General features: G+C 50.6%; 16 protein-coding genes. All 16 read left to right on the top strand.

Going from position 1 to position 13,980, the window contains the following annotated elements; genetic code table 11:
• The first annotated feature begins 21 nt into the window (after positions 1-21).
• The 16 genes from F4Y39_20970 (at position 22) to F4Y39_20895 (ending at position 13,904) form a co-directional block, all read left to right on the top strand.
• On the top strand, positions 22-471 hold the full coding sequence (locus tag F4Y39_20970) for a DUF5069 domain-containing protein (protein MYC16205.1): 450 nt from the start codon (positions 22-24) through the stop codon (positions 469-471).
• Positions 437-1,087: an HAD family phosphatase gene (locus tag F4Y39_20965; protein MYC16204.1), complete on the top strand. Its 651-nt coding sequence runs from the start codon at positions 437-439 to the stop codon at positions 1,085-1,087. Before F4Y39_20970 ends, F4Y39_20965 begins: the two co-directional genes overlap by 35 nt.
• Before the next feature lie 222 nt (positions 1,088-1,309).
• Entirely contained in the window at positions 1,310-1,960 is a 651-nt protein-coding gene (locus F4Y39_20960; GenBank protein MYC16203.1) for an HAD family phosphatase, read from the top strand.
• A gap of 142 nt (positions 1,961-2,102) precedes the next feature.
• Positions 2,103-3,095, top strand: coding sequence for an L-glyceraldehyde 3-phosphate reductase (locus tag F4Y39_20955; protein ID MYC16202.1), 993 nt, complete (start codon positions 2,103-2,105; stop codon positions 3,093-3,095).
• 5 nt (positions 3,096-3,100) lie between these two features.
• On the top strand, positions 3,101-4,117 hold the full coding sequence (gene trpD, locus F4Y39_20950; GenBank protein MYC16201.1) for an anthranilate phosphoribosyltransferase: 1,017 nt from the start codon (positions 3,101-3,103) through the stop codon (positions 4,115-4,117).
• Positions 4,118-4,351: 234 nt separating this feature from the next.
• Complete coding sequence (locus tag F4Y39_20945; GenBank protein MYC16200.1) at positions 4,352-6,421, top strand: carbohydrate binding family 9 domain-containing protein; 2,070 nt, start codon at positions 4,352-4,354, stop codon at positions 6,419-6,421.
• Positions 6,422-6,503: 82 nt separating this feature from the next.
• Positions 6,504-7,547, top strand: a complete 1,044-nt coding sequence (locus tag F4Y39_20940; GenBank protein ID MYC16199.1) for a hypothetical protein — start codon at positions 6,504-6,506, stop codon at positions 7,545-7,547.
• Positions 7,525-7,938, top strand: coding sequence for an FtsX-like permease family protein (locus tag F4Y39_20935; protein ID MYC16198.1), 414 nt, complete (start codon positions 7,525-7,527; stop codon positions 7,936-7,938). The genes F4Y39_20940 and F4Y39_20935 overlap by 23 nt, the downstream gene beginning before the upstream one ends.
• Positions 7,919-8,302 (top strand): hypothetical protein, encoded by a 384-nt coding sequence (locus F4Y39_20930; GenBank protein ID MYC16197.1) that lies wholly within the window; start codon positions 7,919-7,921, stop codon positions 8,300-8,302. The genes F4Y39_20935 and F4Y39_20930 overlap by 20 nt, the downstream gene beginning before the upstream one ends.
• A complete protein-coding gene (locus tag F4Y39_20925; protein ID MYC16196.1) occupies positions 8,299-9,459 on the top strand; it encodes a hypothetical protein in 1,161 nt (386 codons plus the stop codon). The genes F4Y39_20930 and F4Y39_20925 overlap by 4 nt, the downstream gene beginning before the upstream one ends.
• 60 nt (positions 9,460-9,519) lie before the next feature.
• Entirely contained in the window at positions 9,520-9,879 is a 360-nt protein-coding gene (locus F4Y39_20920) for a VOC family protein (GenBank protein ID MYC16195.1), read from the top strand.
• A 36-nt stretch (positions 9,880-9,915) separates the two neighbouring features.
• Positions 9,916-10,317, top strand: a complete 402-nt coding sequence (locus tag F4Y39_20915) for a GNAT family N-acetyltransferase (GenBank protein MYC16194.1) — start codon at positions 9,916-9,918, stop codon at positions 10,315-10,317.
• Positions 10,318-10,372: 55 nt separating this feature from the next.
• Positions 10,373-11,158: a class I SAM-dependent methyltransferase gene (locus F4Y39_20910; protein MYC16193.1), complete on the top strand. Its 786-nt coding sequence runs from the start codon at positions 10,373-10,375 to the stop codon at positions 11,156-11,158.
• Positions 11,159-11,325: 167 nt separating this feature from the next.
• Positions 11,326-11,688, top strand: a complete 363-nt coding sequence (locus F4Y39_20905) for a glyoxalase (GenBank protein MYC16192.1) — start codon at positions 11,326-11,328, stop codon at positions 11,686-11,688.
• Positions 11,689-12,045: 357 nt separating this feature from the next.
• Positions 12,046-12,735 (top strand): hypothetical protein, encoded by a 690-nt coding sequence (locus F4Y39_20900; protein ID MYC16191.1) that lies wholly within the window; start codon positions 12,046-12,048, stop codon positions 12,733-12,735.
• On the top strand, positions 12,687-13,904 hold the full coding sequence (locus F4Y39_20895; protein MYC16190.1) for an MFS transporter: 1,218 nt from the start codon (positions 12,687-12,689) through the stop codon (positions 13,902-13,904). Before F4Y39_20900 ends, F4Y39_20895 begins: the two co-directional genes overlap by 49 nt.
• Positions 13,905-13,980: the final 76 nt, after the last annotated feature.

The raw sequence follows: 13,980 nt of genomic DNA, 5'->3' as shown, positions 1-13,980 counted from the left end.
TCACTAATAAGGAGACTCGCAATGGAGACACAGGTTCCTCTCATCAGCACCCGGACAAAAGGCCCGTTGGGATTGGTTCACCTTCCGAGGCTATGGTTGAAAATGCGTCTGTCGGCAAAGGGCAAGTTGGCAGGTGAATACAGAGCGGGCGAAGGCGGGTTTGATGGCCTGCTGCTCGAAGCTCTGGGAATTGACTCGACCGCTGCTGTCGCTTTCGTAAGCGCGTCGCAGCCGGGCTACCTGGCGTTCGAGACCTGGGTAAAAGAGAATGCAAAACCGGAAAGCCTGACGCCGGAGGCGATTGACCAATTCAACGAACGCATCCTCTCGTTCCCCAAGCCAGAGCCTGGTCGAAGCGAAATGCTTGAGATTCTTGGGTTCCCCCAATCTGACAAAGAGTGGCTCGGCACCGACCTCAACGATCTCGACGACTGGCATGGCTTTCATCTGGCGTTACTCAATGAGGAGTGAAGTGATCAAAGCCATCATCTGGGATATGGGTGGAGTACTGATAGAAGAAAAACTAACAGCGGACGACACTCAAATTCCTCAAATTGGTATGTCAATAGCTGAACTGGCCCAAATGGTATTCTATCACCCTCTAACGCCGAAACTTTTCGTGGGAGAAGAACATCCAGAAAAGTTATGGAAAGTTATTGGAGATGAACTGAATATATCAAATGATGAAGCACAGAAATTAGGTGTGGATTTCTGGGGCGAACCCATCTGGAATTATGATCTGTTAGACTATATTACCTCATTAAAAGGTAAATATAAACTCGGCGTACTCAGCGACGCTTGGATCACGACACGCAAAATTGTACAGGAAGAGATTCATGATGACCTTTTTGACGCGATAATGTTCTCAGCTAAAGAAGGTTTGCGCAAACCTGACCCAAAGATTTTTCAGCGTATGCTATCCCGTTTGGAAGTGACTGCTGAAGAAGCCATTTTTGTGGATGACAGAATTAACAATGTGCAAGGCGCTGAGCAAGTTAGCATACATGGTATTCACTATACGCCAGAAATCGATATCCAAGAACGAATCAATCAAATTACGTCAAACGCAAAAAGACAGGTCCTTTGAGCACTTTTGAGGATGTCAGGTGTTGTGGTGCACCTTTTGGTGAGTTGTCAGCTCAAAGGATTCTTCAAACCAGGTTCAGGCCGACTATGTAGAATCAGATCAAGTTCAAAGATTGGGCTAACTACAGTTCAACGGGTACCGAAGTCACTATTGATGAGAAGCGATCCTCGTGATAGACTAGGCGGTACCTTAAACCAAGCGGCGGAAAGGATATAAAGTGCTATGCTGAAAGCCATTCTTTGGGACAACGACGGCGTCCTGGTCGACACCGAAGGCCTGTACTTTCAGGCTTGCCGCGAAACCTTGGAACGCCTCGGCGTCCGCCTGAGCGAAGCCCGTTTCATCGAGCTCTTCCTCAAGGCCAGCGAAGGCCTTACCAAGATCGCCGCCGAACACGGCATAGACGAACAGGCGCTGGAGCCAGCCCGCATCTGGCGCAACGCCCGCTACACCGAACTCTTGCGTGCCGGTGTACCCGTCATCGACGGCGCCCGCCAAGTGCTGCGCCAACTCCACGGCACGGTGCGCATGGGCATCGTCACCAGTTCGCGGCGGGAGCACTTTGAGATCATCCACGCCGCCACCGGCCTGCTGGACTGCATCGATTTCACGCTCGTGCGCGAAGACTACCGACATTCCAAGCCCGACCCCGAGCCCTACCTCACGGCCATGCGGCAAAACGGCCTTAGCGCCGCCGAATGCGTCGTTATCGAAGACTCAGACCGGGGGCTGCGCGCCGCACTGGCGGCCGGGCTGCGCTGCATCGTCATACCGCAGGGCCTGACGAGCGGCCTGGACTTCACCGGCGCCCTGCGGCAACTGACCGATATCCGTCAGGTCCCACCGCTGATCCATGAGCTTATGCAAACTTAGTACTGTTTCAATTAAGTTTCTTGCATGCAATTCCACCCGTTACGGACGAAAAGCTTGAGGGTTAGAACTTGAAAATCAAAGGGGTGAAGGTTTCCCCTCTATGTTATTTTTTTCCAGGTCCCAAGTTTTGAAAGGAGCCTTCATGTCCGACTTCCCATCCCAATCGCGTTACGACAGCATGACATATAGGCGGTGTGGCAACAGCGGTATTCAACTCCCCCTGCTCTCTCTCGGCCTGTGGCATAATTTTGGTGGCGTCGATGTGTTTGAAACCGGACGCGCTACGGTGCGCACCGCCTTTGACCACGGCATCACGCACCTGGATCTGGCCAACAACTATGGACCGCCCTATGGCTCTGCCGAAGAGACCTTCGGCCGCATCCTCCAGCTCGACCTGACGCCCTACCGGGACGAACTGATCATCTCCACCAAGGCCGGATTTGATATGTGGCCCGGACCCTATGGCAATTTTGGCTCGCGGAAATACCTCGTTGCCAGCCTCGACCAAAGCCTCAAACGCCTGGGGGTAGATTATGTCGATATCTTCTACCACCATCGCCCCGATCCCGACACGCCACTTGCAGAAACCATGGGCGCTCTCGATTTCACCGTCCGTTCAGGTCGCGCCCTCTATGTTGGCATCTCCAATTATCCGCCCGACAAAACCAGAGAGGCCGCGCGAATCCTGCGCGACTTAGGTACGCCCTGCCTGATCCATCAGCCCAAATACAATCTGCTTACCCGACAACCCGAAAACAATGGTCTCTTCGACGTCCTTCAGGAGGAAGGCATCGGCTGCATCGCCTTCTCCATCCTCAACAGCGGCATGCTCACCGATAAATACCTGGACGGCATCCCCGCAGACTCCCGCGCCGCTCGCCCGGGTCACCCGCTCAAAAATCGCCTCAACAAAGAATTCCTCGGCAAAATCAGCAAGCTCAACGACCACGCCTGCGCCCGCGGTCAAACCCTCGCCCAGATGGCCATCGCCTGGGTCCTCCGACAAGAGGCGGTCACGACCGCGCTTTGCGGAGCCAGCCGACCCGAACAAATCGAGGACAGCATCGGTGTTCTCGACAACCTGAATTTCACCGAAGACGAACTCCAGACAATCGACAATATCTTAGCGACGTAAACGATATGATCTCGAAATACATTGATAAACTCAGAGAGGGTGAATCTCTCCAGGCCGATGAGGCTGAACAATGTCTGAGTGCAATCCTGGAAAGTAACCTGCCAGACGAACAGATCGCAGAGTTGCTCATAGCTTTTTCTGAGAAGGGCGAGACTGCCGATGAAATTCTCGGATTTTCAAGAGCTTTATTGATCAGGTCGAGACCTGTTCCTCTCTCTTTCGACGCCATTGATTCGTGTGGCACAGGTGGAAGCGGTTTAAATCGATTCAACGTATCTACAACCGCTGCGTTCGTTTTATCTGCTGGTGGCGTTCCGGTGGTGAAACACGGCAATAAAGGATCAAAGCGACCGAATGGAAGCTTTGATTTGCTGGAAGAACTCGACTGTGAGTTTGATTTCAGAGATGACCGTTTAGAGGACATTTTCAGGAGAACGAATGTATGTTTTCTGTTTGCCCGCATATACCACCCAGTAATGAAAAAAGTGGTGACCGCCAGACAAATGGTTGACAAGAGGACGATTTTCAATCTCAGCGCTCCGTTATGTAATCCTGCCAATCCCCAATATCAGATACTCGGAACAATTGATGTCGATATGGGCAGACAACTGGTAGAAGTGCTCCGCCATCTTGGGCGTAAACGCTTCTTGATTGTTGTCGGAGAGCCGGGGATTGATGAGATCTCCATTTCTGGACACACGCATATCTTTGAAGTGGCCGAAGGTGTGACCAGAGAATACCAGATTTCGCCTTCAGATTTTGGGATAGCAAAATGGGATTACAGTGAGATTCCAGGTGGTGATAGTGACGAGAATGCAGAAATCTTCCTATCTCTTTTACAGCACCAAACTCCCGAACCAATTCTGGATCTGGTGTGTTTGAATGCCGGTGCAGCTTTCTACTGTTTTGGACGCACAGATTCGATTGAGGAAGGCTTTGATCTGAGCAAGGATCTCTTCGCAAAAGGGTTGGTTCAAGAGAAATTTCTTAAATATAAACGACTGTCCAGCAAGCAGAAGTGAAAGACAAAAAATAGAAGGGTGTGACGGCTGTCCCTCTATTTCTTCACTGATGACAAAAACAACTCCCAAATCCCACCCCGCTAAATCGCGCACAAAAAGCAATATCCTCAATTGCTAACTTTTCCTCAATAGCCCGGTCGGAAAACCTAAACCCCCTTCCATTTGTCTAAACCACATGAACCTTGTCTTCCTCACCCTTATGACTTGTAATACCCAGATCAGGAGGCAAAAACGGTGGAGAAAGCCAAACAGGTACGGTGGTCATGCGCGATAATTTGGGTCCCAATTGTGCTGCTGACGCTACCGCTTTTCGCTGAAACGCAAAGCTCGACGCGTACTATCAGTGCCACATGGACGGATAATCCCCCCATTATTGATGGCGAACTTACAGACAGTGACTGGCAACGCGCCCAAATTGCAACCAATTTCTTTCGTGCAAAGGAGGGAAGCATCCATCCGGCGCAATTGAACACGGAAGTCAGGATTTTGTACGATGAGCACATGCTCTATATCGGCGTACATTGCGATGAGCCAGACATGAAGAGTTTGCGTGAAACGAAAATTCGCCGGGATTCCGCGATCTGGCAGAATGACTGTATCGAAGTGATGATTGATACCTATCGCGACCGTCGCAACTGCTACGTTTTTGGAATCAATACACTCGGCACACAGATGGACGAGCGGGTCAGTAATGAGAGTGTCTTCGACCTGAGTTGGGACGCAAAATGGAAATCGAAAATAAAAAAACGCCAAAATCACTGGACCGCAGAATTTGAGATCCCGTTTCGCATGCTCCGTTTTAATCGACACAATACGACGTGGGGAATCAACTTTTGGCGGACACATCCGATAAATGGTCAATCCTATTCGTGGGCACGCACCGATTTTTTCGGGCGCGTATCGGAGTTTGGCGATTTGACCGGATTGAATTTCGGAAAGATCAAAACAGAGCAGAAGATCGGTATTCTCCCCTACGGGACCTATCGTGCAATAGAAAATCGTTCCAATGACCACGATGGTGGTTTAGACCTGATTCTCCCGATCTCGACGCACCTCACCTCGAATGTGACTTTCAATCCCGATTTTTCACAATTGGAAAGTGATCCGACGCAAATTAACATATCAAGTGACCGGGAATTGTCTCTCCCAGAACGCCGTCCATTCTTCAGGGAAGGTGCTGAACTGTTCAGGCTGCCGCTCAATTTATTCTATACCCGCCGCGTTCAAGAAATCGATTTTGGTGTAAAAACAGCAGGTAAAATTGGCGGTTCTAATTTCGCGGTCATCAATACTTACGGCAAAATGATCGATCGGTACGATGCGGATAAAAAAAAGCAGGCAAATCTTTTGGCCGGGCGGGTTAATTACGATATCGGTGAGCGCACTGTCATCGGCGCAATGGGAATCCATAAACACCAGGCAGATCGAGATGTGGCACTCCTATCGCTCAATGGTCGATTTGGACTTCATCGAGACTGGACTGTAACGTCGCAGTATGCTGTCGATTTCATGGATGGCGAAACGCATCGGGCGCATCACACCGCGATGGAATGGCTTCATGAAGGTTGGCTGACCGAAATTGCGTTTGAAGAGATTCAGGACGGTTTTCGTCCAAATGAGATGGGACTTGAAGATGAGGCATTCCGTCGGGGACGTGCTCGCGTGAGGTACAGACACGAGTTTCCAGAGGCGAATCTCTTGCAGTCATTTGGTGCTGATATGCGCCATTTTTATCAAACCAATGCACAAAAATTGCTGCGGGAACGGCGGAGTGAGTTCCGTTTTGATATTGATATTGGCCGATTTGATTTCTTTACCTATGGTGGGTTTGGCGCTCTTCGCGAAGTCGGTCAACTTTTCGATACCAGGTTTATCGGCTCATTGATTGATTACCAGGCACCGTGGTGGCACCTGGAGGTTTCAAATCGCTTTGGAATCCGTCGAGATGAATTCAACCGATTTACCAGCTTCTCTGCGGGTGTCAACCTCTTTGGCAAATTGACCGCTGATCTCGACCTGGATAATTTTTTTTGGCGTACACATCGAAATACGCTAATTTTCCGGCTCCGCAGTAACTATCAATTGACCCAAAAGATCGGTTGGCGCATTTTTTTTGAACGCGTAGATGAACGGTTGCAAGATGAGATCAGCTACAATTTCAACGCAATCTTCGACTACGAGTTCACCCCAGAAAGCCACTTCTACTTTGTGTTTGTTGATAGACTCCCAGGTGGACGCGCTGTGTTTACAAAACTCGCGTATCTTTTTGAAGTCAGTTTCCCAGATTTTGGTCGATTTTATTGAGAAGCTGTTTTAAATTGGACTGGTCTGGTAGGCGATTAGTCTTGCCCCAATTCCCGGGGCGTCCCGATGACGAGGAATGTCGATGTTGGTTCGCGAAGTAAAGGCACTGGCAGGGGAATGGGTATCTGAGAATGCAAGCCAGTTACCGGGATTCATGGGTGGATTTTTCCGCGGGTCCCTCACCGAGGCACCTGATGATACCGAGTTTCCGATCAGTTCTGATCTGGATCTGACCCTGGTTTTCGAGGATGCCTTGCCAGAAAATCCCCTCAAAGAGGTCCATTACGATGGTGTGATTATTGGGGGTGGATTCTGGCCGGTAACTCGGCTACAACCTTTAGAGCGTGTGCTGAGTGATTACCGTATCGGATATAGTTTCCGGCTACCACATGTCTTGCCTGGGGCATCAGATAAATTGTGTGAGATGGCTGCCGTAGTATCCCGAAATTTTCCAAAACGACATTGGGTGATGAAGCGGATTGAAGATGCGCGAGCAAACTGTCTGAAATACGTGAATTTCGTCAGTGAATTTGACAGTGAGTTCGACAAGGTGCTCGTCTGGCTGTGGGCGGCCGGTATCACCACCCACATCATCTTGGCAGCGGCGCTCAGAAATCCAACAATCAGGAAACGGTATTTGGCCGCACGAGAAGTATTGTCCCAATACGGACACCTCGATTTCTACGAGTTCCTACTGACGTTGCAAGGATCGCATCACTTTGATTCGGTAACAACTCAGACACACTTCCATAATGCCATTGAAGTCTTTGACGTAGCCTGTGAAGTCTGCCACAAGCCCTTTCCTTATTCGTCAGAAATCAAACTGGCCTCACGGCCCAAGTTGATCAACGGGACGCAGGAACTGATCACCAAGAGCTTTCACAGGGAATCGGTCTTCTGGATCGTCGCTACATATGCTCGCTGCCTGAGAGCCTTTGAGCATATTGGTGCTTCGTCCTATCTGGACCGATTTCGGCCTGGATTCGAACATATACTTGGCGATCTTGGCATCAAATCGCTTAGCGACCTTGGCCCGCGTACCGAGCAAGTCAAGGCTTCAATCCCACGTGCCATGGCGATTGCGCAATTGATCATGGAAGTCCATCCAACCATCGAAGATTCTTGATCCCTTCATAGCTGAAGACAGATTGGACGAAATTTACCCCGCTATTTTCGTGGCTTGTCTGGGACTCTTTGGCTTGACCTCTTTTAGCGTAGAACAGCGCACAAAAGAGATTGGCATTCGTAAGGTTCTGGGCGCTTCTGAATCCGGACTGGTGCTCATGATTTTAGGCGAGTTTATATGGCTGGTGCTCCTTGCCAACCTGGTTGCGTGTCCCCTGGCTTATTGGACGATGAACCAGTGGTTGGCAAATTTTGTATATCGCATCGACGTGGGAGTGATGCCTTTTGTGATGAGCGGGCTATTCACATTTGCGATTGCGCTGATGACGGTAGGATTTCAAGCCTGGAAGAAAGCGCGAGCGAATCCGGTTGATGCTCTTCGCTGCGAGTAAAGAAGAATCAATGAAAGAGTCAGAGAGATCAAGAGGCAAGCAGGAAAGCGTACGTCGGATGGGACGCACCGATTCGTACTTGATCTGTGCCACCCCACGCACAGGCAGTACCTTGTTGTGTGGATTGCTGGCGTCCACGGAAGTCGCGGGTCGTCCTGAGTCATACTTCCGCCAGCCCGACGAGCAAATGTGGGCCGCCCGATGGGACATTGTCCACTCGTCTGATGAGGTCTTTGAATATTCCGAATTCGCGCGAGCGGCCCTTGCTGCAGGCAGGACCGAGAATGGCGTGTTTGCCGCTTGGAACAGCCTGAACAAGAACCTAGGTTCGACTTCGACCAGATCTGCAAGTTGGTTCAGATGATCAATGAGCACAATGCAGCATGGCGGACGTGGTTTGCTTCGGTTGGTATTCAGCCGTACCTTGTGCGGTACGAAGACCTTGCCACCGATCCCGTCGGTGAGACCTGTGGCATCCTTGACTTCCTCGGCCTCAAGCTACCACCCGGGCGCGAGATTCAGACACGCCACAGGCGTCTGGCTGACGACCTCAATGCCCAATGGATTGACCGCTACCGAGCCGAGCAAGCAGAACGCTTGAGTGTGTCTTCGGAATCTGAAAAGGGCAAATATGAGTCATTGGATCCCATCTCCCTGATAAAGGAGGAAAACATGGCAGATCCCCTGCATTTCGTCCATATCAGTGACACACACTTAGGACATTTGAGAGATTGGGTCGCGTTAGGCAACAATCCATTCCGTAATCTATTGCGGGTCCTTGAAGCTATAAACAGCCTGCCGACGCGACCCCAATTTGTGATTCATACAGGGGATGTAGCGAATCATAATACTGAGGTCGCCTACGAACTCGCGGCAGAAGCATTTTCTCAAATCAACGTCCCGACCTACTTTGTAACAGGCAATCATGACACGCGTGATTATATGCGCGTGCATCTAACAATGGGTCCTAAAGAGGATGTACTATCCAATTCAGACCTGAACTGCTATCGCTTCTCATATCAGGGCGAACGGTTTCTGGTGTTAGATACCCAGCAGCCATACGAAGAGGCCGGTCACTTTGGTAAAGTAACAGAAGATCAGCTTGATTTTGTTCGCGCGGAGGTTAGCCAGCAGAACGGCTCGTTGACTGTTTTTATGCATCACTCGCCCCTCGATTTGGATTCCAAGTGGTATTCTAGAGACGTGGGCATGCTTAATGGTACTGAATTGCATGAAGCACTGTTGCCTGCAAGAGAGCGTCTCCGAGGTGTTTTCTTCGGTCATGTTCATCGGGGGACCCATATCCACAAGGATGGCATTGCCTATATCAGTGTAGGCAGCACCTTTTGCCAACTCAACTATTGGCCCAATGAACAGGAAGTGAACTTTGACGAAGAGCACCCGCCTTGCTTCAACTTTGTCACCCTTCATGCGGATAGGATGATTGTCAAGGAGCATTCGGTCTCTCTAAAAGAAATGCTCGGACCCACCAAACCCAACACCTTCAAAACAGCTTCTTAGAGACCTCCGCACCTGGGATTGCTGTTGAAACATACTTACAGGGTAAAATTGGAGGTTCTCATGCACAAGATGGTAGAAGTCATAATCCCGATTCTCAGCTGCTCAGACTTTGACAGCAGCCTGGAATACTATCAGAACGCTTTGGGTTTCAGGGTGGATTGGACGCACGACGGTTCGTTTGCATCCGTGAGTCGAGATGATTGGACGATATATCTCAGTGCAAATCCAGTCGGCGAGGCACATGGTACGGTTTGGATAGGCGTCGAAGACATTGAAGGACTTTATCATGAGCTTACATCGTCAGGTGCGCACATAAGAGGAGAGTTGATCGATAATCCCTGGGCTTGCGAGTTGCATGTCGTAGATTTGGACGGCAACCTGCTCCGTTTTGGTGGTGAACCACGAACCGGCAAGGATTAGCGAAGTGATACACCAGAGGATAAATGCTATATGCAGATTACATATCAAGACACTACCGACGGGATCGGATCAGACAATCTAAAGGGGTTCTTTGTCGGATGGCCTAACCCTCCCTCTCCCGAGACGCATCTAAGAATCCTACAGGGAAGCGACTACGTGGTTCTTGCAGTTTCTTCTGAGGGGAAGGTGATTGGCTTCATCAGTGCCATATCGGACGGTGTTTCGTGCGCCTATATCCCACATCTTGAGATGCTGCCGGAATGGCAAGGGAAAGGCATCGGATCTGAGCTGGTCAGACGCATGGTTCGAAAGCTCAAAGATCTCTACATGATTGACCTGATCTGTGACCAGCAGGTCCAGAGATTCTACGAGAGACTTGGATTCGAGAAAGCTCCTGGAATGATCGTGAGGAACTTTGAGCAGCAAGCGTGTGACTGAGCATGCAGGAAAGGCGGAGACACAGCAAAACCCTAGAGACATTTGGAGATCCAAAATGGACGATCGTGCGTTTTCAGAGATTCGGGATATGCTGGATCAAGGAATTGCCGTCAAGAAAACGCGGGAGCAAGTTAACCAGGGGTTTCGAGATGTGCCCGACGCTTTCAATTTTTTTTCAAATGCGAGCAAGGTCTCACCCGACTTCCAATACACGCACGAACTCCTGTTTCGAACTATGGCCACCCTTGTTCCGTCTGCCCCTTCCGTTCTGGACCTGGGAGCTGGAACGGGCAGGCTCTCGAAGCTTGTTTTGGGTCGGTTTCCCCAGAGCCAGATTACGCTCTTGGATATATCGGAAAAGCTTCTGACGGAAGCAGCGAGACGGCTGGAAGAGACCGGTGCCGAGTTCAGAACCGTTGTCGGGGATTTGTTCGCAGATGATGACGTACAACTTGAAGCCGATTCGTTCGATTGTGTGGTCTCATCGTATGCGCTGTGTCATGGCAGACTAGAATCGGAATACGAGGGTCTATACGCACGGATTCGCAATTGGATCAAGCCAGGCGGATGCTTTCTGTGTCTTGACCACGTTCACGGCTCAAAAGCAGAACTGACCATGCTTGGATTCGAAGATTGGGCTGAGTTGCTTCGACGGAACTTTCCAGAAGATAGAGTTGAGCCGATCCTGAAGAACTCTTTGATAGAAGATTCTCCGTTGGATATTCCTCATCATCTCTCTCTGCTATCAAAAGTCGGGTTTGAGAGAGTTGATGTGCTTTGGAAGAAAGGTCTGTTCGCTCTCTACGGAGGCTTCGGAAAGGCGGAAGAAACCCGACACTGATCTCCCCGTACTGTTTCTTATGAGATCCAAACCTGCCACAGGCATATAACAGGTCCACTTGCGCTGTGGCGCATTTGCGCCATGGTCTTCAGCAACCCGCTCGCAGGTTCGCAACCCGCGAGAACGTTACACGCAAACCGGATTCGCATCTTAGGCTGGAAAGGGAAATGATTAAGAGCTTACACCACGCACAGATTACGGTACCCAGGGGCGCTGAGGATGCTGCGAGGGAGTTCTATTGCGGCATTTTAGGGTTACCCGAAATCGAGAAGCCGGAATCGCTTAAGGCCCGAGGTGGATTGTGGTTGCAAGTCGGTGATCGCCAGGTTCACGTAGGAATCGAAGAAGGCGTGGATCGGCTGGCTACCAAGGCACACCTGGCCTACGAGGTGACAGACATCTCTTTTTGGAGGTCTCTGCTTGCTGAGGCGGGCGTCGAGATAGAAAAATCCATCGCAATTTCCGGCATCGATCGCTTCGAATTTCGGGATCCTTTTGGGAATCGAGTTGAAATCCTCATGCAGACTTAAGAAAGGATGGCAGAATGTCTTCAGCCTCCGATACTCCGCGCGTGTACCTGGGTGCCTATGGATTCTGCCGTACCGCGTTCTGTTGGTGAGGTGGAGGCAACGCACAACAAGAAGCTCAAGTTCGTTCAGTATACTTGAGCATAGAGAAAATTTCGCTGGAAATGACCGGTATCGGAGGAGACATTCTGTCGGCGTAGTATCCCATTTACCTTTTAAAATCTGTGAAAATTCTTAAATAAAAAGCCCCTAAGCTTGCGTCATCCCGACTCCAACCACTACTCCAGAGACTAACAACAAATGCCCAAACTCAGCCTACCATATGAGTTCATCTCGGTCCAGCTGGCCTTTGCCAGACGGATGTCCGAATTATCTCACAGCCCCCTGGAAGACACCCTGATCGACTGCACAATGCTTCGGACACTTTTGAACATTCGGGTCACAAAGGAGACAGCGCAAGAAAGTGAGGCCTGGCAGAGCTTTTTGAAAGGACTACGAAATACGAGTGAGCCGGATCGCTGGGCCTACGACCACTATCTCGAACGCGAGAAAGATGAACTGCCAATCAATGCCCAGGACGGCTTTGGGTGCTTCTGGTATAGCTACCCTTTCCGGAATGAACCCAGGCTCCGTCTTCACTTTCGTAACGCCGACACTTCTGGGAAGGGCGCTCTGAGCCTTGAACGTGTCGGTGTCAGACGTCATGAGCTAACCTGTCTTCTTCGAGACGTAAGGGAGAAGCATCCGGAGGCAGAAACCGTGCGCGGAGGCTCGTGGCTCTACAACATCGATGCCTATCGCCGTCTGTTTCCACCGGAGTACCTCGCTTCGGCCAAGTCTGTTGGATATGAGCTTGAGTTCTGGGCACTGTGGGGTCAATTTCTGCGCGGCGGGTTTCGCCCGGATATTGAGGCGATTACCCGGTTCCAAACTGCAATCGCCATATCCGACTCACCTGAAGAATGCGAACGTTGCTTTACCTACGAGGTTTTGCGGCCTGAATGCGACATTCAGCACTTCTACAGGCATTTCAAAATAGAGGAAGGGTAATGACATCTGACCTGCACAGAATGTATGCCATCGGCTTGATGGCGTTCATCATCTTCCTGAGTACTCTCGTCAGCCTTCCCGTATTGCCGAGACTCAGCACGGAACTCGGGGCTGAAACGTACCAGATACCCATAGTCGTGTCGGCCGCCCTTGCTACAGTGGTAGTCGCCCAATTCTTCGCAGGTGCCCTTGCGGATCGCTTCTCACGGAAACGTCTCATTCTGGTAGGCACAGCCCTCGGTTCAGTTTCATCTCTTTTGTGTCTGATTGCGAGCGACTGGATCCATCTGGTCATTCTTCGAGTCCTTGGTGGTGTCGCTGATGCCATCTCGATGCCCGCCCTCCTGGCAATCACTTCAACGCTTGGCAAGGATGCTCCAGGACGGTTCTTCGGGATCCTCAGAAGCAGCCAGGGACTGTCTTTCGTAGTTGGTCCCGCCCTTGGAGCTGTACTTTCGTTGGCTTCGCTTCGAGCCCCATTTCTGGTGGACGGGCTTCTCTCACTCGTGGCCTTCTGTGCTGCTCTCTATCTTATCAAGGGTGGAGAACGGGCCTCATCGGAGCACAATCTGGGCGTTTTTCGCAGCCTTGGTGCAACCTTTGGGAATAGTCGCGTATTCGTCTATCTTCTGATGGGATTCGCGGGTCTGTTTGCCTTCGGGATTTTCGGAGTATTTGTACCGACAAAGGGTGAGATGTTGGGACTCAATGCGTGGGAAATCGGGCTAATCTTGGCAACCGGTTCATTTGCATTTAGTGTGTCTTCATACTTCACCGGGGTAATCTCTGATAAGGTAGGACGAAAACTCTATGTTCTTGCTTCTCTCGGGATCCTGGTGCTATCGGGCGTGGGACTGGTTTATGCCGACAGCCTATCCCTGCTGATAGGGTTCTACGTTCTCTTCTGTCTTACAAATGCAGTTCCATATTTATTATCATTCGTGTACGCTTCGGAGGCGTTTGACCCTTCATATATAGGAGCCGCCATGGGGGCATTTGATTCCCTCATGGATCTCTCTTTGTTGATTGCGCCGCTGCTTGGAGTCGCAGCACTCGGTATGACAGGTGAAATGGCCTATCCATTATTGCTGGCAGTCCTTCCGGCATTCTTTGCACTATTTGTAATCTTTGCGTTTTTGCGGGAATCGCACGTCCCAAAACAGATGTAAAAGGCGTCGAGCCGCCACTGCTTCTAACAGGTCCAACTGCTCTTTTGTAAATAGGAAGCACCACCCATGATCTCGA

It is taken from the genome of Gemmatimonadota bacterium (assembly GCA_009838845.1).
Taxonomy (GTDB): domain Bacteria; phylum Latescibacterota; class UBA2968; order UBA2968; family UBA2968; genus VXRD01.
Note: the sequence above shows the minus strand (reverse complement) of the source record. Positions and strands in the feature narration are given on the sequence as shown.

Coding starts and splice junctions, on each gene's coding strand:
- F4Y39_20970 (MYC16205.1), top strand. CDS start 22: ATGGAGACACAGGTTCCTCTCATCAGCACCCGGACAAAAGGCCCGTTG.
- F4Y39_20965 (MYC16204.1), top strand. CDS start 437: ATGGCTTTCATCTGGCGTTACTCAATGAGGAGTGAAGTGATCAAAGCC.
- F4Y39_20960 (MYC16203.1), top strand. CDS start 1,310: ATGCTGAAAGCCATTCTTTGGGACAACGACGGCGTCCTGGTCGACACC.
- F4Y39_20955 (MYC16202.1), top strand. CDS start 2,103: ATGTCCGACTTCCCATCCCAATCGCGTTACGACAGCATGACATATAGG.
- trpD (MYC16201.1), top strand. CDS start 3,101: ATGATCTCGAAATACATTGATAAACTCAGAGAGGGTGAATCTCTCCAG.
- F4Y39_20940 (MYC16199.1), top strand. CDS start 6,504: ATGTTGGTTCGCGAAGTAAAGGCACTGGCAGGGGAATGGGTATCTGAG.
- F4Y39_20930 (MYC16197.1), top strand. CDS start 7,919: ATGCTCTTCGCTGCGAGTAAAGAAGAATCAATGAAAGAGTCAGAGAGA.
- F4Y39_20925 (MYC16196.1), top strand. CDS start 8,299: ATGATCAATGAGCACAATGCAGCATGGCGGACGTGGTTTGCTTCGGTT.
- F4Y39_20920 (MYC16195.1), top strand. CDS start 9,520: ATGCACAAGATGGTAGAAGTCATAATCCCGATTCTCAGCTGCTCAGAC.
- F4Y39_20910 (MYC16193.1), top strand. CDS start 10,373: ATGGACGATCGTGCGTTTTCAGAGATTCGGGATATGCTGGATCAAGGA.
- F4Y39_20905 (MYC16192.1), top strand. CDS start 11,326: ATGATTAAGAGCTTACACCACGCACAGATTACGGTACCCAGGGGCGCT.
- F4Y39_20900 (MYC16191.1), top strand. CDS start 12,046: ATGTCCGAATTATCTCACAGCCCCCTGGAAGACACCCTGATCGACTGC.
- F4Y39_20895 (MYC16190.1), top strand. CDS start 12,687: ATGCGACATTCAGCACTTCTACAGGCATTTCAAAATAGAGGAAGGGTA.